A 20,033-nucleotide genomic window follows, 5' to 3' on the forward strand; every position below is an offset into this window, starting at 1 on the left:
TACGCTTTCGACCTGATCTGAGGGGGTCACTCACATGTCATCCGGCAAGCAGCTAACCGCACTGCTCCTGCTCACCACCGCCCTGACCTTCCCAAGTGCCGCATTTGCGCAGAGCACGGGGGCAGAAGGTCCGCCGCCGACCGAAGACGAAGTTCCCGACGAGGAACTGACCGACAATGTCGAGGCAGCCAATGAGGCCGTTCCCGGCGATATCGTCGAGGAGGAAGCGCAGCCCGACATCTCCGTTCCGGGCGGCACCATCGTGGTCACGGGTCGCCGCACGCGCGACGTGACGCGGGCTTCCCCGCAAGTGGTAACGGTGCTCGACACCGAAACCATCGCACGCACAGGCGAAGGCGACATTGCCGGCGCCCTTGGCCGCGTGACCGGTCTTTCACAGCAGGGCAACGGGCTCGTATATGTCCGCGGACTGGGTGATCGTTATTCGCTGGCACTGCTGAACGGCCTGCCCCTTCCATCGCCGCAGCCGCTGAGCCGCGTCGTCCCCCTGGACATCTTTCCGACCAGCGTGGTCGCATCCAGCCTTGTCCAGAAGACCTATTCGGCAAACTTCCCGGGTGAATTCGGCGGCGGCGTGATCAATCTGACTACCCGTGCGATCCCGACCGAGAGCTTCCTTACCGTCAGCGGCTCTCTCAGCGGCGATACCGAAACCACTTTCGGGCCCGGTTATACCTATTTCGGCGGCGACTGGGACTGGACCGGCTTCGACCAGGGACGCCGAGACATTTCGAACTACGGCGCGCTGCAAGGCTTCTTCGACAGTGGAGCGCGGATCAATGACCAGGGCGTCGATACCTCCGGCATCCTCAAGGATATCAACGATCCCAATCTGTACCTTCTCCAGAAGATCGGCGACCTGCCGACCAATTTCAGTGCAGGTGTGACCGCAGGTACATCATTCGACGTGGGCTCCGACGGGATGCTGGGGATCATCGCCACCGGTTCGATAAGCAACAAATGGCGCAACCGGTTCATCACCAAGCAGACCGCCGTAAACGAAGAGCTCGAACTCGACACAGACTTCCGCGAATTCGTCACCGACAACCGCGTCCTCGTCAACGGCCTCCTTGGTTTCGGGTTCGAAATCGCCGAACACAAGTTCCGTTTCACGAACCTCTATATCCACGATACGCTCAAGCGTGCGGCTCTCGAAGAAGGGACGGATTTGCAGGATGGCGACGACGCGCTCATCCAGGATACCGCATGGTTCGAACGGCAATTGTTCAACAGCCAGTTCGTCGGTGAGATGGAATTCGGCAATCTGTCGATCGATTTTCGCGGAGGCTACGCCCAGACGAAGCGCGAGGCGCCCTTCGAATGGACCTTTGAGTATGTGCGTACGAACAACGAAAACGATCCATACGGCGATCTCTATCTCAATACACTCGATCCCCAGCGCGGTGGCGCAATCGTCAGCTTCTCGGACCTGACCGAAGATTTGTGGTATGGCGGCGCCGACATTAGCTACGCTTTCAACGACTGGTTGAACGCAACAGTCGGCTATGCCTACACCGATACCGACCGCTTCTCGACGCGCCGTGAATTCGATATTCGCGCTTCCTCGGGCTTTCCCGAAGGTTTCGGCGCGTTCCGTCCCGACAACCTGCTCGGCGATGCGCTGATCGATTTCGCCTTCGATCGCGACGCTCAGGAAGCAGGCGGCATCGGCCCATACGAACTCATCATTTTTGAAACCACTCAATCCGACCCGGCCTTCGCCGCCGCACTCGAAATTCACGCGGGCTACGGCAAGGTAAACCTGCGTCCGTTCGATCGGCTCACGCTCGATGTCGGCGTGCGCTACGAGGACGCGGTCCAGTCGGTCGAAGCAGTCGAAGTGTTTGCCGAACCGCTCGGTTCAACGAGCGGCACACTGCTGGAAAACAGCTATTGGCTGCCAGGCGGGACGCTGACCTGGGAGGCGACCGACAGCCTGCAGTTCCGTGTCAGCGCTTCGAAGACCATCGCCCGCCCCCAATTCCGCGAGCTGATCTTCCAGACCTATTTCGATCCGGAAACCAACCGCCAGTTCAACGGCAATCCGCGCCTCATCGACAGCGAGCTGACGAATTACGAGGCACGCCTCGAATATTACATGGGCGGCGGCAGCCGCGCGAGCGTGGCGGGCTTCTACAAGGACATCGAAAATCCGATCGAGATCTTCACCAGTTTCTCTGACAACGAAATCGTCAGCGGCTTCGCCAATGCGCCGAAGGCCGAACTGTATGGTGCGGAAGCCGAGTTCCAGTATAACTACGATCTCGTAGATCTGGGCGGATGGTTCGATAGCCAACAGCTGGTGGCGATCGCCAACTACACCTACACCCAATCGGAGATATCGGTCGGCCCCGATGACATCGCGCGAGTATTCCCTTTCGCGGATCAGCCGGCAACCAACTTCTTCGACGACGGTGTGCCGCTTACCGGGCAGTCGGATCATCTGGTCAACCTGCAACTCGGCCTGGAGGATCTAGACCGGCTGAGCCAGTTCACGCTGCTGCTGAAATACGCCAGCGAACGCGTCACCAGCCGCGGCGCGGGACCGCTTCCCGATATCATCGAGGAACCGGGCTTCACGCTGGACTTCGTGGTGCGCCAGGGCTTCGAGCTTTCCGGCAAGGAAGTCGAACTCAAGTTCGAGGCGCGGAACCTGACCGGCCAGGGCCATGAGGAATTCCAGACCAACGGCACCAACCGAATCGAAATCAACAGCTATAACGTGGGCCGCAGCTTCAGCCTGGGCGCGTCGATAAAGTTCTGAAGACTATCCCTCGGAGAGACTACAAGGGCCGCCCTATGGAGCGGCCCTTTTTTTCGGACGATCGGGAAAATCAGTGGCTATCGTAAACGTAGCCCAGAGATCGCACTGTTCGGATCGGCTCACCCGCCCCCACGTCACGCAGTGCGCGCCGCAGACGGCCGATCCATACATCCACCGTGCGTTCGTCGATCGGCGGCTCCTGCTTGCCCAGCCCGTCGATCAACTCGTTCCGGCTGAGCACCCGGTCGGCGTTCTCGGCAAAAAAACGCAGCAGGCGAAATTCATTGGGGCGCAGCGAGATGGGTTTCGCCTGCCAGCGGGCCTGCAATGCAGGCAGATCGATTTCCAGATCGCCGAGCTGGAACGGACGCATCGAAACGGTGGTCGCGCGTCCGGTGCCCAGCGCCAGGACGCGGTCGAGGATATTCGACCGCTCGACCGGCCCCACCATGTAATCGTCGGCACCAGCAGCAAGGGCGCGGCGCTTGTCTTCCTGGTCGCAGGTTTCGAGGACGATGGTGATGTGCGCGTCGGACGTGCGCGGGTCAGCTCGCAGACGGCGGCACATTTCCAGGCCGGACATCTCGTTCATTACCCAGTCGATGAAGGCGCAGACCGGTCCTTCGAGCAAACGCTGCGGCCCGGCGCCAGTCAGCCGGTCGAACACATAGCGCGTATCGCCATGATCGAAATCGGCGAAGTCTGCAGCCTCTTCGTCGGTCATCAATATCGTAATCACGTTCACGGGCGAGCGTCCCCTGATCCCTGTCTCGGGGATCAGCGATGGCGCAGCGATATGACTGGTGTGTGACCGTCGGATGCGGTTTGTAACAGTCGCCGATCAGCCGTTCGACCCTCAGTCAAATCCCTCAGGCATTCTGGAAACCGGTAAGGCGTTTCGTGATGATCTCCTCGGCCTCGGCCATGATGGAATCTATCAGTTCCTTGCAGGTCGGAATGTCGTTGATGAGGCCTGCCACCATGCCGCAGGACCACGCACCGGCATCCATGTCGCCCTCCATCATAATGCGTGGATATACGCCAGCGACCTGTTCGATAATGTCCTCGAACTTGAGGTCTGCGCCCTTCTCCTTTTCGATACGCAGCAATTCCTCGACCGCATCGTTTGTCATCACCCGCTCCGTATTGCGCAGTGGCCGCATGACAAGGCGCGTGTCGAGTTCGCTTGCCGCAACGATCGCCTTCTTCACATTCTCATGTACCGGGGCCTCCTGCGTCGCGATGAAGCGCGTGCCCATGTTCATTCCGTCCGCACCCATGGCGAGACTGGCGACCAGGCTGCGCCCGTCCGCCATACCCCCGCTGGCGACAAAGGGGATTTCCAACTCGTCCGCCGCGCGCGGAAGCAGGATCATGTTCGGGATATCGTCTTCGCCCGGATGGCCGCCGCATTCGAAGCCGTCGACGCTCACCGCATCGCAGCCGATAGACTGGGCCTTCAGGCTGTGGCGCACGCTGGTGCATTTGTGGATCACCTTGACCCCGGCATCCTTGAAAAAGGGCAGGACCTGGGCGGGGTTGTTGCCCGCGGTCTCCACGATCTTCACGCCCCCTTCGATAATCGTTCGCACGAGGCCCGGATAATCGGGGGCGTTGACAGTAGGCAGGAAAGTCAGGTTCACGCCGAAAGGCTTGTCGGTCATGTCCTTGCAGCGCGCGATCTCGTTGGCGAGTTTTTCGGGCGTGCCTTGCGTGAGGCCGGTGATGATACCGAGGCCACCCGCATTGCTGACCGCCGCTGCCAGTTCCGCAAAACCGACATAATGCATTCCGCCCTGGATAATCGGATGCTCGATGCCGAACATTTCGGTGATGCGGGTCTTCATGGCGGCTCTCCCTCTGGTTGCGTTTCGCAACCGGTATCGACGGGCGAGAGCCGAGTCTAGCGCTTCGCGATCCGCGTCAGCGCCTCGAGTAGTTCGGCACCGCGTTCCGTAAGGGAAAGGCCGCTGCCGCTTTTCTCGGCAAGTCCTTCACGCTCCAGATCGGCGCCCGTCGGTGAACGCATGATCCGCCCGTACCGGCCGCCGTGATAGATCAGCGGCTCGGCCTCGCGCCGGTCGAAATCGACCACTTCGCCGAGGAAAATGGCATGGTCTCCCCCTTCGTATTCAAAGCGGGCACGGCAACCGAAGCGGGCGGCACTGCCTTCGATCAGGGGCGCACCTTCCGGGCCATCGGCGAGCGAGAGACCGTCGAACTTGTCGACACCCGGAGTGGCGAAGCGATCGGACATGGCCTGCTGATCGGCCGCCAGCACGTGCACCGCCCAATTCTCCGCATCGCGGAAAACCGGCAGGCTTCGTGAATGCAAGGAGAGGCTCCACAGCACCATCGGCGGATCGAGGCTGACCGAATTGAAGCTGTTCGCCGTAAGCCCGACGGGACGGCCTTCTCCGTCGCGGGCGGTAACGATAGTCACGCCGGTCGCGAAAGAGCCGAGGGCGCTGCGGAAGGCCGTGGGGTCGAACATGCAGTATGAGCGCTAGAGCCGCCTCCGCCCAAGGGCAAGCGTTACGCGGCTACGGCGGCCCGGCAATATTTCTCCAGATACTGCTGGTGGCTCGGCATGCGCTGGACCAGCCACTGGATCGACTTCTCCATCTCGTCGATCTCTTTGACGGAACTGTCGGCAACGCCGTCAGCCATCGGACTGGTGCCCTCCATCTGTATGCCCTGTCCCATCATCACGGCAGCCCAGCTGGTGGTGGTGAAGAGCTCGTCCTCCTCGCGGAATATCTGCCCGTTCGCCTTGAATATCTCGATCTTCTCGGTGAGCGTGTCCGGCACATCCATCGTGCGGCAGTAATTCCAGAATTCGGAATCGTCGCGCCTTGTGGCCTTGTAGTGAAGGACGAGAAAATCGCGGATCTTCTCGTATTCCTTCGTCGCCAGGCGATTGTAGGTGCTTGCCTGCGCTTCGGTCACACCATCGAGCGAGAGGGTGGCGATCAGCTTGTTCACGCCGGTATTGATGAGGTGGATCGAAGTGCTCTCGAGCGGCTCCATAAAGCCCGATGCCAGGCCCAGCGCGACGACGTTCCTGTTCCAGAATTTCTTCCGGCGCCCCGTCACGAACCGCAAATGGTTGGGTTCGGCGGTAGGTTTCCCCGCGAGGTTCGCAACCAGTATGTCATGCGCCTCATCGGCCTCCATGAACTGGCTGCAATAGACATGGCCATTGCCATTGCGATGCTGGAGAGGCACTTGCCACTGCCATCCCGCCTTATGCGCAATCGCACGTGTAAAGGGCGGCGGCGGCGAACCGTCGTCACGATTGCAAGGCAAGGCCACGGCCCGGTCGCAGAGGAGGTAATGGGTCCAGTCTTCATAGCCCGTTTCAAGCGCCTGTTCGATCAACACACCGCGAAAGCCGGTGCAATCGACAAAGAAATCGCCCTCGATGCGGGTGCCACTATCCAGCGTTAGCGCTGTGACGAAGCCCGTCTCGCCATCGAGGGCCACGTCCTTTACGATGCCCTCTTTCCGTACAACACCGCGCTTCTCCGCATATTTGCGCAAATACTGCGCGTAGGCAGTCGCATTGATGTGGTAGGCATAGTTCATCGGAGGAAGATCCTCGCGTGCGTAATCTTCGCTGCGGGAGAACTTGCCGAAATGGGCCGCCATGGTTTCGAGATTGAACAGTTGCAGCGGCCGCTTGTCGCCGCGCTGGCGCAATTTGTGCCACACCTGGTGGAAACCGATACCGCCGATATCGTAACCGTAATTGCCGAACGGGTGGATGTAGCTTTCGCCGACCTGCCCCCAGTTCACGAACTGGATGCCCAGTTTGAACGTGCCCTGCACTTCGGAAAGAAATTCCCTCTCGTCTATGTCGAGCACCCGGTTGAAACCGACGAAAGGGGGAATCGTCGCCTCGCCCACGCCGACCGTCCCGATCATCTCGGATTCCACGACGGTAATCCTGAGATCCCGCCCGTCGCGAATTCGCGAGAGAGCCGCAGCAGCCATCCATCCGGCCGTTCCGCCGCCGACGATTACGATATGTTCGATTGCCATGCCTCTCCCCATGCCAGCGATGATCACCTGTTACCATAGGGTCACGCTTGTTGAGAACGTTCATATTATATCTTGAGAACGCTCACAACCCGCGATATGTTTCAAACTGATTGCAGGATTCGTTCTGCCAAAATTGCAGGGTGAACCCTGCGGAAAAGCTTGGGATCAGGGAGGATACATGTCTCGCAAAACGACAGGCGTCGTAGCATTTTCGCGCACCGCCGCACTCACCACCGCATCGGGGCTCGCGCTCGTGGCGTCGCAGCCTGCTTTTGCACAGGACACCGACGACACCATCAACGAGGAATCGGCTGGCGGCACGCCGGAAGAGCTCGATGATGAAAACGTCATTATCGTCACCGGCTTCGCCCAGTCGCTGAAAACCGCGCAGAGCATCAAGGAGCGTGCCGACACTGTCGTCGACGTCATCACCGCCGAAGATATCGGCGCCCTGCCCGACCGTTCTGTCGCAGAAACGCTGCAGCGCGTGCCCGGCGTGAATATCGGTCGGTTCGAAAAGACTTCCGACCCGACCCGGTTCTCGGTCGAAGGTACCGGGGTCATCATCCGCGGCCTTCCCTATGTGCGCTCGGAGCTTAACGGACGCGACATTTTTTCGGCCAATGGCGGTATTGCGCTGAGCTTCGAAGATGTGTCGCCCGAGTTGGTGGGTCGTGTTGAAGTCTTCAAGAACACCACTGCCGACATGATCGAGGGCCAGATTTCGGGTCTCGTCAATCTCGTCACCCGCAAGCCGCTCGATAATCCCGGCCTCAACATCGCGGGATCGATCGAAGCCAACTATGGTGACCTTCGCCAAGAATGGTCGCCGACTTTTAACATTTTGGCATCGGATACCTTCGACACCGCTGCCGGCACCTTCGGGCTGCAGCTGAGCTATTCGAATTCGGCGCTCAAGAGCCGTACCGATGCCTCGCAGCTAGTCGATTACTGCTATCGCCCCTCCGACCTAAGCAGCGGCTGCATTCGCGCGCAAGCAGTCGATTCCGGGGGCTTCCAGGGGGACGTCCTGCTCGGTCCCGACGAGTTCCCGCCAGCCGACACGGTTCTGGTTCCCCAGTTCGCCAACGTCCGTTCGACCACCCTGGATCGTGACCGCCAGGCCTATTCGGTCGTCGGCCAGTTCGAAACGCTCGACGGTCGCCTGCTGATGACCGCCGAATATCTGCGCTCGGATACCAGCTTCTTCACCTCAGAGTACGCTCTTCTTGGTCGTATCGACGATGGCATTGCGACCAACCAGCCGCGTCCGGGCACGACCTACGAGTTTGATGCCAATGGCAATTTCGTAAGCGGCGTTCTCACTCAGAACGTGGGCGACCCATACGCGAACCCGTTTGGTATCGGCGGAATCCCGCTCGATGCGCTGCGCTTCCTGCGTGACACCGATAGCACAACCGAGGACTACTCGTTCGACATCGAGGCGGAATTCACCGATCGTTTCCGCGCTAAATTCGAGGCGCAGCACGTCTCCTCCGAACTGACCCGCGACTCAGTGTTCGGCGCAACGAGCACTTGGGCCGACATTGCAATCGACCTGAGCGGCGAAACGCCGGACATCCAGTTCCTTCAGCCGTCGGGACCGCTTCCGGCCGATGTTCCGCAGGATTATTTCGGTAGCGGGTATTACACCTACTACTGGTTCGCTCTGGACAGCCGCGAGCGCAATGATGGCAATCTGTTTAGCCTGTCAGGTGATTTCGAATACGACATCAGCGACGAAGGCTTCCTCAAGAAGGCGCGCTTCGGTGCACGCTGGGCGGCACGCGACCGCGTGAACCGCAACACCAACTTCAGCACCTGGGGTAATCTGTCGGCGCCTTGGACCGGTCGTGCAAACTGTTTGCCTTGGGGCCAAAACCCGTCGACCTTCGAGCCGTGCACTTTCGAGCCGGGCCGCTTCTACACGGGCCTGCCGGGCCAGGAGGGCGCAATTGGCGGCGGTGCCTATGTCGACGAATTCCCGAACTTTGCGCAAGTGCGCTCGCCTTTTGCGGACAATTTCCAGCGCGGCGAAACATCGACTCCGATCGAAGGCGGGTCGGCGTTTTTCTTCGGCGGCGACGATTTCCTCGGAGAATACCTGGCCGGGACGACCGACCAGCAGGTGGCCGCAATCAACGATTTTTCCGGGTCTGGTCCTTTCGGCGTTGCTACCTACGGCGTGAACAATCGCTCCCGTACCCTGCTTGATGGGACGGTGGTTCAGTGTGATCCATTCTGTCCGGGTGAAATCTCCGATGTGACCGAGATCACAAATGCGGCTTACGGCCGCCTCGATTTTGGAACCGATTTCGGGGGCTGGACCATGTCGGGCAATATTGGTGTTCGGTATGTCGAGACCAAAGTCGGCAACGATTCGACAATTGCCTTCCCTGACCCGGCGCAATTCGATGCGGTGGCCAATGGCGGGAATGGCGACGGGATCGTTCAACCGACGGAGATCTCGGTTCCGTGTGCTGCAATTCCCGACGGCGAAGGCAGGCCGGATTATTGTGATCTCACAGGCGACCGTTTGAATCGGTTCGCTGGGCTGTACACTGGCGAGCTGATCTCGGACACGCGCGACATCACCTTCGATCACTGGCTGCCGTCGCTGAACGTGCGGTTCGATAACGGCAATGGCATCGTGATCCGCGGTGCTGTTTCCAAGGGTATCTCGCGTCCCGACCTGAACCTGTTCAACGCCGGCGGCACGCTTGCGTTCAGCGGCAACGTCGAATCAGGACCGCTGCTCCAATTGCAGACCGGCAATCGTAACCTGCGTCCGGTAGAATCCTGGAATTACGATCTCAGCGCGGAATGGTACTTCGACGAGGTCGGCTCGCTTACGCTTGCGCTGTTCATGAAGGATATCGAGGGTATCGTGCAGAACGGCGTCGGACTGGTGAATTACTCCGCTCCCGATGCCGGGTCGCAGGACGTGGTCATCCGTGGTCCGGCGAACGATATTTCCGGCACGCTGAAGGGGTTGGAACTTGCTCATCAGCAGGTGTACGATTTCCTGCCAGGCCTCCTTTCGGGCGTCGGAACGCAGTTCTCCTACACCTATGTCGACGCCTCGGACTTCCCGAACCCGAATATCTCAGGCATCGGTTCGCCCTCGGTCAATTCGAGCGGTGGTCCGGTCAACAACGGTCCGTTCGTCGCCGGCACGCCGCTGCAGGGTGTTTCCGAGCATACCATCAACGCCACGGTTTTCTATGAGCGTGGTCCGTTCTCGGCACGTGCTGCGTACAACTGGCGTAGCGATTTCTTGGTCACAACGCGGGACGATCTCTTCCCGTTCTCGCCGATCTTCCAAGAAGCCGGCGGCCAGCTCGACGGGTCGATCTTCTACACGGTCAACGAGAACATCAAACTCGGCGTCCAGGGCGTCAACCTGCTCGACGAAGTGACCAAGCTGTCGACCAAGGTCGATTACGACGGGACGCGCCCGATCAGCGCGGCCTTCCGCAACGACCGCCGCTACACCTTCATCGCCCGCTTCAACTTCTAAGCGGGTCTGGGAGGCCGGAAAAGTTACGGGCCTCGGTTTAGCGGCCGGGGCCCGTATTCGTATGTAATGCCCGGATTTGTGGACCTTCTCGGTGGCGGGACACCGCTCTCGCGGATAGGCTGGGACAGCCAGAAGACGGGAATTTCTAGAGGGTTTTGGACATGGCACGGCGGCGCCAGTCGGTGACGATCAAGCATGTGGCCGCGGATGCGGGGGTTTCCCTGCAGACGGTTAGCCGCGTCATTAACAACGGCCCGAATGTCCGCGCTGAGATGAAAGAGCGGGTGCAGGCAAGCATCGACAAGCTCGGCTATGTTCCTTCCATTGCCGCGCAGCGGATGAGCGGTTCGAGATCGTACATTATCCTAGCGATCAACGATCGCGACCTGACGATTGCCGATTGGCGCGCTCGCGAGGGCCGCGACTGGGTCGACCAGATGCTGCTGGGAGGAATGCTCACCTGCGCGGAGCATGGTTATCGAATGCTGATCGAGCTTGTCGACACTCATAACGATCATGTCGAACGCGAACTCGGCGCGGCCATCGCGGCCCTCCAGCCGGATGGCGTCATCCTCACCCCCCCGAACTCCGAAAACTCGCTCATAACCGGCCTGCTCGCCGAGCGCGGCATACCGTTTGCGAGGATCGGTTCGAAGCGGGATGGGCCCGGCATCGCCATGACAATGGGCGACACGCACAATGCGCGTCTCGCCACGGAGCACCTGATCGAATTGGGTCACGAGCGCATCGGCCTCATTGCAGGCCCCGAGGGTTTCAGCCTTTCGGAGTGGCGTATCGAAGGTTGGCAGCAGGCAATGGAGAAGCGAGGATTGTCGTACGAGGGCCTTTTCGAAAGAGGGGATTTCGGTTTCGACAGCGGTGCCGAAGCTGCAAGAAAACTCCTCGATCGGGAACGGCCCCCAACTGCAATCATCGCCAGTAGCGATCAGATGGCCCTGGCCACGCTCGAAGTGGCACGCGATCGCGGCCTGGACATACCGGGCGACCTTTCGCTGATCAGCTTCGATAATTCGCCTATCGTGCGCTTTACCCAGCCTGCCCTGACTGCGATCGACCAGCCTATCGCTGCCACGACTTCCCGTGCAGTCGAGCTCCTGATCGGAGCGCGCAAAACGAAGCCTGCAGAGCATCCCATCTCACTCAAGGGCGAACTTGTGGTACGCGGATCCACTGCGCAGGCTCCTGTTCGTGGCGCAAGCTGAGTCCGGTTCTCCCCAGCACCAATCGCTGCGCTTCTTGTGGCTCTATGCACTCGCCGTGGCCGGCGGGGCAGTATCCTATGTTCCGTTTCTGACGCTTCTCCTGCCGGTCCGCGTGACGGATCTGGCCGGAAGTGAAACGATCACTTATCTCGCATATATCGCCTTCGCCGGGGCAATTGCGGCCAGCATCGCGAATATCGGCTTCGGTTGGGCCAGCGATCGCACCGGTACGCGGGTCCCTTGGATCCTGGGGGGACTCCTCCTGTCATGCCTCCTGCTAATATCGGTGAGCGAGGCAAAGACACCGGCGCACCTCATCGGCCTCATCGTGGTGTGGCAGCTTGCGCTGAACATGATGCTCGCCCCGCTTACGGCGTGGGCCGGAGATGTCGTGCCCGACGCACAGAAGGGCCTGCTCGGAGGGCTGCTGGCTTTCGCCCCCGCCCTGGGTGCCGCCGCCGGTGCGCTCGTGACCATTCCGGGTCTGGCCAATCCGGATGGGCGGCTGATCCTCGTCGCGCTGCTGGTCGCGGGCATGGTCCTGCCCGTCGTGCTCTTCGGCAAGCCGGTTCCGATGCCGCACCTTATGTCCTCGGGGGCCGAAATTCCCGGATCGCGGCGAACATTCAGGCGCGGTGCCGTCTCCAGAATGTGGCTGGCGCGATTGCTGGTGCAGATCGCGGAGGCGGCGCTCTTCGCTTACCTCCTAATCTGGTTCGTCAGCATCGACGAAAACTTTACCGACAATGACACGGCGCGGATATTCGCGGTAGTCTTGGGCCTATCCGTGCCGCTGGCGCTTCTCGCAGGGCGATGGTCGGACCGGCGCGACCGGCCGATCCTCCCGCTGGCAATAGGCGCAGGCATAGGGACCGGGGGGCTGCTCATCATGGCTCTGGCACAGGACCTCGCCGGGGCCATCGCCGGATATGTCGTCTTCGGCCTGTCGACCGGCGTCTTCCTTGCACTGCATTCCAGCCAGACCCTGCGCGTGCTGCCGCGCCCGGAAACGCGGGGCCGCGATCTCGGGCTGTTCAATCTCACCAACACCATGCCGAGCCTGATTATGCCGTGGCTGACGATTACGCTGGTCCCGCTCTTCGGCTTTGCCGGACTCTTCGTCGCCCTTGCCGCTCTGGCAGCGATTGCGACCGCATTATTGGTGACGATGCCCCGCTCGAACTAGTCGCTTGATTTTGCGCACGCCTCATGGCAACCCCGGTGATTGATAACGTTCTCAAAAGGACGCAGAGGGATGATGGATATGAAGGCGTTTTGGATGGCGACTGCCGCTGCGGTACTCTTGGGAGGCTGCAGCACGGTTCCCGGCGGGATGGAAACACCCTCGGAGGCGGTCGCTCCATCCAGCGAAGACGCACGCGTGGCCGACCTGCTTTCGCGCATGAGCTTGGAGCGCAAGGTCGCGCAGCTCATCCAGCCGCAGATCAACAGTTTCACGGCAGAGGATATGCGCCGATACCGTTTCGGCAGCTATCTCAACGGCGGCAATGGCGGTCCCTATGGCGATGAATTCGCCGAAGCATCCGAATGGCTTCGGCTGGCAGACGAGATGTATCTCGCCTCGGTCGCACCCATGGAAAATGGCGAACCGGTCATCCCGACCATGTGGGGCACCGATGCCGTCCACGGTCACACCAATGTCGTGCGCGCCACGGTCTTCCCGCACAACATCGGGCTTGGCGCAACGCGCGATCCCGACCTGCTTCGCCGCATCGGTGAAGCAACCGCAGTGGAGATCGAGGTTACGGGCATCGACTGGAATTTCTCGCCCACCGTCGCCGTCGCGCGGGATGATCGCTGGGGCCGCACCTACGAAAGCTATTCCGAAGATCCCGCCATCGTGGCCCCCTTGGGGGCTGCCCTCGTCGAAGGTCTGCAGGGCCCCAAGGGCGATCCCGACCGCCTCGGGGCCGGTCACGTCATTGCCACGGCCAAGCACTTCTTCGGTGATGGCGGAACCGACAAGGGCGTCGACCAGGGCGAGGTCACCGGCGACATCGAAGCGCTGAAGAAAGTGCATGCCGCCCCCTATCCCGCCGCTATCGATGCGGGCGTGGAAGCCGTCATGGCCAGCTTCAACTCGATCAACGGCCGCAAGATGCATGGCAACGAGGCGCTGCTGACCGGCGTCCTGCGCGATGAGCTGGGCTTCGACGGACTGGTCGTCGGCGACTGGAACGGCCACGGACAGGTCGCGGGATGCACCAATACCGATTGCCCGCAGTCACTGCTGGCGGGGCTCGACATCTACATGGTGCCCGACGAATGGAAGGGCCTGCTCGAAACCCTCGTGGCACAGGTGAACGACGGCACCATCCCGATGGCAAAGCTGGACGAGGCCGTGAGCCGCGTGCTGCGCGTGAAAATGCGCGCCGGCCTGCTCGATGAGTTCGTCGAGCCATCGAACCGTCCCAATGCGGGCGATTACGAGCTGCTCGGTTCGCCCGAACACCGTGCGATTGCGCGCGAGGCGGTCGCCAAGTCGCAGGTCCTGCTCAAGAACAACGGCGTCCTTCCACTGAAGGGCGGAGCGAACATTCTCGTCGCCGGCACTGCCGCAGACGATATCGCGCAAGCATCGGGCGGCTGGACGCTGACCTGGCAGGGCGGCGGCGAACTCGACAACAGATACTTCCCCGGCGCCACCTCGATCTGGAGCGGCCTCGAAGCCGCAGTCGAAGAAAGCGGCGGGCAGGCCACGCTGTCGGTCGACGGCAGTTATTCGGCCAAGCCCGATGTCGCCGTCGTGGTGTTTGGCGAGGAACCCTATGCGGAATTCGCAGGCGACCGGAAGCATCTCGGTTTCTCGGATGAGGAAGGCCTTGGCCTTCTCCGCAAGTTCAAGGCCGAAGGCGTGCCCACGGTTGCCGTGTTCCTTTCCGGCCGCCCGATGTGGGTCAATCGCGAGCTCAACGCCGCCGATGCATTCGTGGCGTCCTGGCTTCCAGGCAGCGAAGGTGCAGGCGTTGCCGATGTCCTGACCGGCGCGCATCCGGCCACCGGCAAGCTCGGCTTCAGCTGGCCCGCGACCTGCGACTCCGGTCCGCTCAACGGGCCGGACGGCGCTCTCTTCCCGGTCGGATACGGGCGTTCGCTGGAGGATACCGCCGCCATCCCCATGCTGGACGAGACCTGCGACGCCCTGCTCGCGGGGGCGAGTTCGGAATGGTTCGTGAATGGCCGGTTCGAGACTGGCATCTCCGCCAGCGCCGGCGGCACCGATCTCCCGAACCTTCGCGGATCCGCTGCGGGAGTCAGCGTGCGCGGCATCGACAGGAATGCCCAGGAAGATTCGCGCGAAATCACCTTCTCGCCCGGATCCTCCCTCACCATCGCGCAGGAAGGCGAAGGCGCGGGAGCGTACCGCATCCTCTACCGTGTGAAGCAGCGGCCGGTCCAGCCGGTCACGCTCGCAACGGGCACCGCGACCATCGACCTGACCCAGCCGCTTTCGGTCGCCGCGGAGAAAGACTGGCGCGAAATGATCATTACGCAGGAATGCGCGGCCGGACTGGGCGACAGCCTGACCTTCACCAGCGCGGGCACATTCAGCTTCGACATCGCCACGATCACGCGTGAGGAACTGGCCGAAGGAACGGATTGTTCGTTCTGATCGGCATTCGTATTCGTTTTGTATGAAAGCGAAAGGCTGGCACACACAGCGGCGCAACAATACCCGGGCAATACAGGATCGCGCCGGGACTTGGGAGGACAATCGAAATGGCACTTGCACCCGACGTCGCGTCGAGCACGGATCCGCATCCGGTGGATGTCCATGATGACAGCCCGCCGGTGAACGCACCGGGCCTCCAGTATTTCGTCTTCGGCCTGTTCTTCATTTTCGGCGGCATAACTTCGCTGAACGACGTGTTGATTCCGAAGTTGAAAGAGCTGTTTACGCTCAGCTGGACCGAGGCGATGCTCGTGCAGTTCTGCTTCTTCGCCGCCTATCTGCTGATTGGCATTCCGGGCGCGAAGCTCGTGAAGAAAATCGGCTATATGCGCGGTGCGGTCGCGGGCCTTGCGACGATGATCTTGGGCTGCCTCCTCTTCATCCCGGCAAGCCAGACGGCCACCTATGTCCTTTTCCTCGGGGCCCTGTTCATTCTGGCCAGCGGCGTAGTCATCGTGCAGGTGGTGGCCAACCCGCTCATCAGTCTGCTCGGGCCGCCCAGCACGACGCATAGCCGCCTGACTTTCGCTCAGGCGTTCAACTCGCTGGGCACGACCGTATTTCCCATCGTCGGCGCCGCCGTTATCCTCGGTAGCCTTGCCGGAGTGACGGCAGACCAACTTTCAGGCGCCGAACTGCAGGCGTATCGCCAGCAGGGTAGCGAGGCGATCTGGCAGGGGTACCTGGGTGTGGCAGCGCTCATCGCATTGGTCGCATTTGCCGTCTGGATGTTCCGCAATCGTCTGCCGCACGATCCCAAGATCATGGGCGAAGGATCGCTGGTGTCATGGCAGCGCTATTTTACCGGCATCGCACTCGTCGCGGCAGGCGCCTTTTTCGCTATTCAGATTAGCGGTTGGTTAGGCGTTCTGTTCATTCTTATGGCCCCGGCGGTCTGGCTATATGACAATAGCCTGCTCAAGCGCACACGCTTCAGCTTCGGCGCCTTGTGCATCTTTCTCTATGTCGGCGCAGAGGTCTCGATCGGCTCGGTAGTAATCAACTATCTTCTGCTTGAGCGCGTCATGGCCGATGGTGGACCTATAACCGAGTTCCTGAACGCATTGTTTGGTGCCGAGCCAAATGCTGTCGAGTGGATGATTGGCCTTTACTGGGGCGGCGCGATGGTGGGCCGTTTCATCGGGTCCGCAGCCTTGCGCATTTTCAGCCCGGGCAAGATTCTTGCCTTCAATGCGACAGGTTCGATCCTCCTCATCCTTATCTCGACAATCAGCTCAGGTGAGCTTGCCGGTTTCACTTTGCTTTCAGTCGGCCTGATGAACTCAATCATGTTCCCGACCATCTTCTCTCTCGCTTGTGAGAAATTGGGCCCCCGGGCGGCAGACGGGTCGGGTATCATCAATGTCGCCATCTTCGGCGGTGCAGTCGTGCCGCTGCTCTTTGGCGTGGTGGCCGATGCCACAGGGGGCAGCCTAGCCACAGCGATGATTATTCCGATCATTTGCTATGCGATCATCGCAGGCTTCGGCATCTTCGCAAGAAGACCTGCAGTCGCATAAGAATTCGCATTCGCGAAGACACTTCGGGGGTTCGCAAGGTAGCTTCGCTCTGCCATGCGGCCCCCGAATTCTCTTGAGCCACAGGGACGCCCATGACCGACGCCGAACTCGCCGCCCATCTTGCCGAAGTGGCGGGCAAGATCCTCATCCAGGTGCGCGAGAGCGGCATGTTCGAAGGCAAGAGCCTCGGCAAGGCCGGCGACCAGACGGCCAACCAGTTCCTGTGCCACGCGATCGCGCAGCAACGTCCGGATGACGGCCTGCTCTCCGAAGAAAGCCGGGACACCGACGAACGCCTGATCAAGGAGCGGGTCTGGATCGTCGATCCGGTCGACGGGACGCGCGAATATGGCGAGGCTCGCAGCGACTGGGCCGTCCATGTCGCTCTGTGCCTCGGCGGCAAGCCGGAAATCGGCGCAGTCGCCCTGCCCGGCCTCGACATGGTGCTGCGCACCGACAGGCCCATCGAAGTGCCTCCTGCTGCGGCTACACCGCGCATGGTCGTGAGCCGCACGCGGCCCGCCAGGGAGGCCCTTGCGGTCGCCGAGGCGATCGGCGCCGAACTGGTGGGCATGGGCTCGGCAGGTGCCAAGGCCATGGCCGTCGTGCGCGGCGAAGCCGAAATCTACCTGCACACCGGCGGGCAATACGAATGGGACAGCGCCGCCCCCGCCGCGGTTGCTTTGGCCCACGGCCTGCACGCCAGCCGCATCGACGGCAGCCCGCTCACCTACAATCAGGCCGACACATATATGCCCGACTTGGTCATCTGCCGACCCGAATGGGCCGAGCGGGTGCTTGCCGAGGTCGCGAAAATCCCCGGCTAGGCTTCGGCCAGACTACCGAGAACCTTTCGCAAGGGTTCGAGGTGATGAGAATAGGGACGCCAGACTTCCATTCCGTCGCGATTGAGCGGGCGGCGAACCTGTTCGCTGCTTGGCGTGCGTACAGTTCGCTTGAGCCGATGGAACTCGAGCAGGTCATTCTCCCACTCGAGACCCAGATATTCGAGTGTTGGGCCCAATTGTCCCTGAGGGCCCTCGACCAGCGCTGCGTAATCGATTGGGTGAACAAGCCCGGGGCACCTGTCGGCAAAATGGTCCATCAGGCGGACATTTTCGATATAGCTGCGTCCGACATGCTCCAACGCAAATGAGGATGCATGTACACTGGTGAAAGATTGCGTGAAGTTCGAGAAACAACAGTCCATCGCGTTTCGCCGAATGCTGATAAACCGCGCCTGTGGCAGTATCTTGCGAATAAAAAGGACGTTGCTCCAGTTTTGCGGCATCTTGTCGATGAAAAGCGGGGTGCCTTTTTCAAGATGCAGGGCGGCGCGGGCCATGTAATCCCTTCCAAGCGCCTCGGCCAGGTCAGGGCTCATCCCGTGAATAGCCTGTGTGACAGTAACCTTGTTCTGGCGCGTGGCCATCTCCATGAAACTGCGTAGAATTGCGGGAATATAGGGCAACTCGCCTACTGGCTCTATCTGCGAGTGCGATCCCAGCATTTGCTCAAGCAATGTCGAGCCCGAACGCGGCATTGAGACGATGAATACAGGCACGGCTTCGCCGACCGGTTTTTGAGGTAGTCGGGATATATAACCGGCGTCGACGCTGGCGGTGATCTCGTCCACTTCGAGCGTAAGTTCTTCCGGATCGTAATTAAGCGATTCCGCGCGGATCTGATTGCCTTCTCGATAATGTGCGAACGCTTCCTCGAAGTTTTTCCTGTCGTGGTATGCTCGGGCCAGAGCAAAATGAAGCGGAGCCGAATTCCGCTCGTCCACTGCGATCGCCAATGCCGCTTGCATCGTTTGCAGATCTTCGTCGGTGAGAATGGGGGCCTTGATGCTTGCCAGCCCCCACCATGCGTCTCCAAAACCATCATCGATCAGAATAGCTCGTCGATAGGCAACGACTGCATCGTCGACTTGCCCGTTCGCTCGCAGGCTGTGGCCGTAAGCAATCCAGGCCTGCACATGGTCTGGATGCGCATCCGATATCGCGCGATACATCTCTCTGGCCTTATCGCCGTTACCGGTCTTTTCGTAGATCGACGCAAGGATAAGTTCCGTATTGGGGTCGGGCTTTTCCCGGTTCAGAACCTCGAATAATTCCCGGGCTGCTGCAGTCTTTGCTTGCTGATTGAATACCGCCGCAAGCTGGCGCCGCGTTTCGTAATCTCGGACACCGGAATTGATCGCCTTGCGCAGAAAATGCTCTGCCTGACCGAGCGCGCCCAGTTTGGCCGCAGCTTCACCGAGCATGGCGAAAGCTTGCGGATGGCCGGGGTTATGGCGGAGAAACCCGATCAATTGCTGCGCAGCCGGCTCGAACTTGTTGTCCTCCATCAATTCCCTGATGGGAAACAGGCCGGGATGAACGGATGGGACCACTTTCACCTGCATCAGCTATAGCCCAAGAGCTTGCGCAGGCCCGGCGCCTGATAATCTACCAACTCGCGATGCCTCTCGGGTAATGTGTCGGGAAGATCGATGGTCACGCCTGTGAGGTTCTCGCGCGCCGTCGCGCTTTCATCGCGTGTGGAGCCGGCCTTCACGCGCTCGGCCCAGTCATCCGGCATGGCGATTCCGCAGGCGCTCAGCAGTTCGTCGAAAAACTCCTCTGCCGCGCTACTACCGGTGTCCTGAACGTGGGAGACAAGCTCTTCATACTTAACGATATGACAGCGCGCACCCAACCATGCGGCCGCGTTGAGTTCGTAGATATCGTTTAACGACGGTAACTTTTGGGGGAGCCCGAAGATCATCATCGTCAACAACTCATCGCTGGACAAAACGCCGGTACGCAAGTGATCGACATTCCCACGAAATTGCTCGGACAGAATGAAACGGGCCCGCGCGATGACCCAGTCGTATGGATCGCGATAAAGCAGGATCCGGCGAAGATTGGCGGTTTCGATGAGCGAAGCATCGGCGAAAAAGAGATGGCCCCAGCTTAGCTGAGGCCGAGCCGGATCGAAGGCATCACGATGTGTCTGAAGATTGCCCCATTGGATGAAATCGGCCGCATAGGTCTGTTCGACGGGCACGAACATGCGCAGGATATTGCGGAGGAGATGGCTCCCGCTTTTCGGAATGGAGTTGAGGAAAACGCCCTGCTGGAGCGGCTTCCGGTCGAAACGCTCGCCGACTTCGTCGAGATTATCGCGCTGAATGATGATTTCCGGCATTTCCGCTCCTTCCCGATCGCCTAACAGAAGGGGCGGCATGTTGCCATGCCGC

General features: G+C 60.6%; 13 protein-coding genes. 7 read left to right on the forward strand and 6 right to left on the reverse strand.

The genetic code is table 11. From position 1 onward, the window contains the following. Positions 1-34: 34 nt before the first annotated feature. Positions 35-2,785, forward strand: coding sequence for a TonB-dependent receptor domain-containing protein (locus K3180_RS07485; protein ID WP_221539548.1), 2,751 nt, complete (start codon positions 35-37; stop codon positions 2,783-2,785). A gap of 70 nt (positions 2,786-2,855) precedes the next feature. Here the strand turns inward: K3180_RS07485 and K3180_RS07490 are convergent, their stop codons facing one another. From K3180_RS07490 to K3180_RS07505, 4 genes are all read right to left on the reverse strand, one after another. Continuing rightward, positions 2,856-3,530 (reverse strand): response regulator transcription factor, encoded by a 675-nt coding sequence (locus K3180_RS07490; protein ID WP_345719445.1) that lies wholly within the window; start codon positions 3,528-3,530, stop codon positions 2,856-2,858. 124 nt (positions 3,531-3,654) lie between these two features. Next, the gene (locus K3180_RS07495) at positions 3,655-4,632 is read right to left on the reverse strand and encodes an NAD(P)H-dependent flavin oxidoreductase (protein WP_221539550.1); all 978 of its coding nucleotides are present in this window, start codon (positions 4,630-4,632) and stop codon (positions 3,655-3,657) included. 56 nt (positions 4,633-4,688) lie between these two features. Next, on the reverse strand, positions 4,689-5,279 hold the full coding sequence (locus K3180_RS07500; protein ID WP_221539551.1) for a flavin reductase family protein: 591 nt from the start codon (positions 5,277-5,279) through the stop codon (positions 4,689-4,691). 41 nt (positions 5,280-5,320) lie between these two features. Further along, entirely contained in the window at positions 5,321-6,829 is a 1,509-nt protein-coding gene (locus K3180_RS07505; RefSeq protein WP_221539553.1) for a tryptophan halogenase family protein, read from the reverse strand. Positions 6,830-7,007: 178 nt separating this feature from the next. On the opposite strand from K3180_RS07505, the gene K3180_RS07510 reads away from it, so the two are divergent. The 6 genes from K3180_RS07510 to K3180_RS07535 all read left to right on the forward strand — a co-directional run bounded on the left by K3180_RS07510 (position 7,008) and on the right by K3180_RS07535 (position 17,613). Beyond that, positions 7,008-10,349, forward strand: a complete 3,342-nt coding sequence (locus K3180_RS07510; protein ID WP_221539555.1) for a TonB-dependent receptor — start codon at positions 7,008-7,010, stop codon at positions 10,347-10,349. A 161-nt stretch (positions 10,350-10,510) separates the two neighbouring features. Further along, on the forward strand, positions 10,511-11,572 hold the full coding sequence (locus K3180_RS07515; protein ID WP_221539557.1) for a LacI family DNA-binding transcriptional regulator: 1,062 nt from the start codon (positions 10,511-10,513) through the stop codon (positions 11,570-11,572). Next, positions 11,559-12,758: an MFS transporter gene (locus K3180_RS07520; RefSeq protein ID WP_221539559.1), complete on the forward strand. Its 1,200-nt coding sequence runs from the start codon at positions 11,559-11,561 to the stop codon at positions 12,756-12,758. Before K3180_RS07515 ends, K3180_RS07520 begins: the two co-directional genes overlap by 14 nt. Positions 12,759-12,836: 78 nt before the next feature. Next, a complete protein-coding gene (locus K3180_RS07525; protein ID WP_221539561.1) occupies positions 12,837-15,206 on the forward strand; it encodes a glycoside hydrolase family 3 protein in 2,370 nt (789 codons plus the stop codon). 107 nt (positions 15,207-15,313) lie between these two features. Then, positions 15,314-16,786: a sugar MFS transporter gene (locus K3180_RS07530; protein ID WP_221539563.1), complete on the forward strand. Its 1,473-nt coding sequence runs from the start codon at positions 15,314-15,316 to the stop codon at positions 16,784-16,786. A 92-nt stretch (positions 16,787-16,878) separates the two neighbouring features. Further along, positions 16,879-17,613: a 3'(2'),5'-bisphosphate nucleotidase CysQ gene (locus tag K3180_RS07535; RefSeq protein WP_221539564.1), complete on the forward strand. Its 735-nt coding sequence runs from the start codon at positions 16,879-16,881 to the stop codon at positions 17,611-17,613. Here the strand turns inward: K3180_RS07535 and K3180_RS07540 are convergent. Further along, entirely contained in the window at positions 17,610-19,196 is a 1,587-nt protein-coding gene (locus tag K3180_RS07540) for a tetratricopeptide repeat-containing sulfotransferase family protein (protein ID WP_221539566.1), read from the reverse strand. The genes K3180_RS07535 and K3180_RS07540 overlap by 4 nt on opposite strands. Next, complete coding sequence (locus K3180_RS07545; protein ID WP_221539568.1) at positions 19,196-19,981, reverse strand: hypothetical protein; 786 nt, start codon at positions 19,979-19,981, stop codon at positions 19,196-19,198. Before K3180_RS07545 ends, K3180_RS07540 begins: the two co-directional genes overlap by 1 nt. Positions 19,982-20,033: the final 52 nt, after the last annotated feature.

It is taken from the genome of Qipengyuania huizhouensis (genome assembly GCF_019711635.1).
Lineage (GTDB): Bacteria > Pseudomonadota > Alphaproteobacteria > Sphingomonadales > Sphingomonadaceae > Qipengyuania > Qipengyuania huizhouensis.

What these genes read in the sequence shown, in the direction of transcription:
- K3180_RS07535 (WP_221539564.1), top strand. Translation starts at nt 16,879, where the DNA reads ATGACCGACGCCGAACTCGCCGCCCATCTTGCCGAAGTGGCGGGCAAG.
- K3180_RS07515 (WP_221539557.1), top strand. Translation starts at nt 10,511, where the DNA reads ATGGCACGGCGGCGCCAGTCGGTGACGATCAAGCATGTGGCCGCGGAT.
- K3180_RS07495 (WP_221539550.1), bottom strand. Translation starts at nt 4,632, where the DNA reads ATGAAGACCCGCATCACCGAAATGTTCGGCATCGAGCATCCGATTATC.
- K3180_RS07530 (WP_221539563.1), top strand. Translation starts at nt 15,314, where the DNA reads ATGGCACTTGCACCCGACGTCGCGTCGAGCACGGATCCGCATCCGGTG.
- K3180_RS07500 (WP_221539551.1), bottom strand. Translation starts at nt 5,279, where the DNA reads ATGTTCGACCCCACGGCCTTCCGCAGCGCCCTCGGCTCTTTCGCGACC.
- K3180_RS07545 (WP_221539568.1), bottom strand. Translation starts at nt 19,981, where the DNA reads ATGCCGGAAATCATCATTCAGCGCGATAATCTCGACGAAGTCGGCGAG.
- K3180_RS07510 (WP_221539555.1), top strand. Translation starts at nt 7,008, where the DNA reads ATGTCTCGCAAAACGACAGGCGTCGTAGCATTTTCGCGCACCGCCGCA.
- K3180_RS07540 (WP_221539566.1), bottom strand. Translation starts at nt 19,196, where the DNA reads ATGCAGGTGAAAGTGGTCCCATCCGTTCATCCCGGCCTGTTTCCCATC.
- K3180_RS07505 (WP_221539553.1), bottom strand. Translation starts at nt 6,829, where the DNA reads ATGGCAATCGAACATATCGTAATCGTCGGCGGCGGAACGGCCGGATGG.
- K3180_RS07525 (WP_221539561.1), top strand. Translation starts at nt 12,837, where the DNA reads ATGAAGGCGTTTTGGATGGCGACTGCCGCTGCGGTACTCTTGGGAGGC.
- K3180_RS07485 (WP_221539548.1), top strand. Translation starts at nt 35, where the DNA reads ATGTCATCCGGCAAGCAGCTAACCGCACTGCTCCTGCTCACCACCGCC.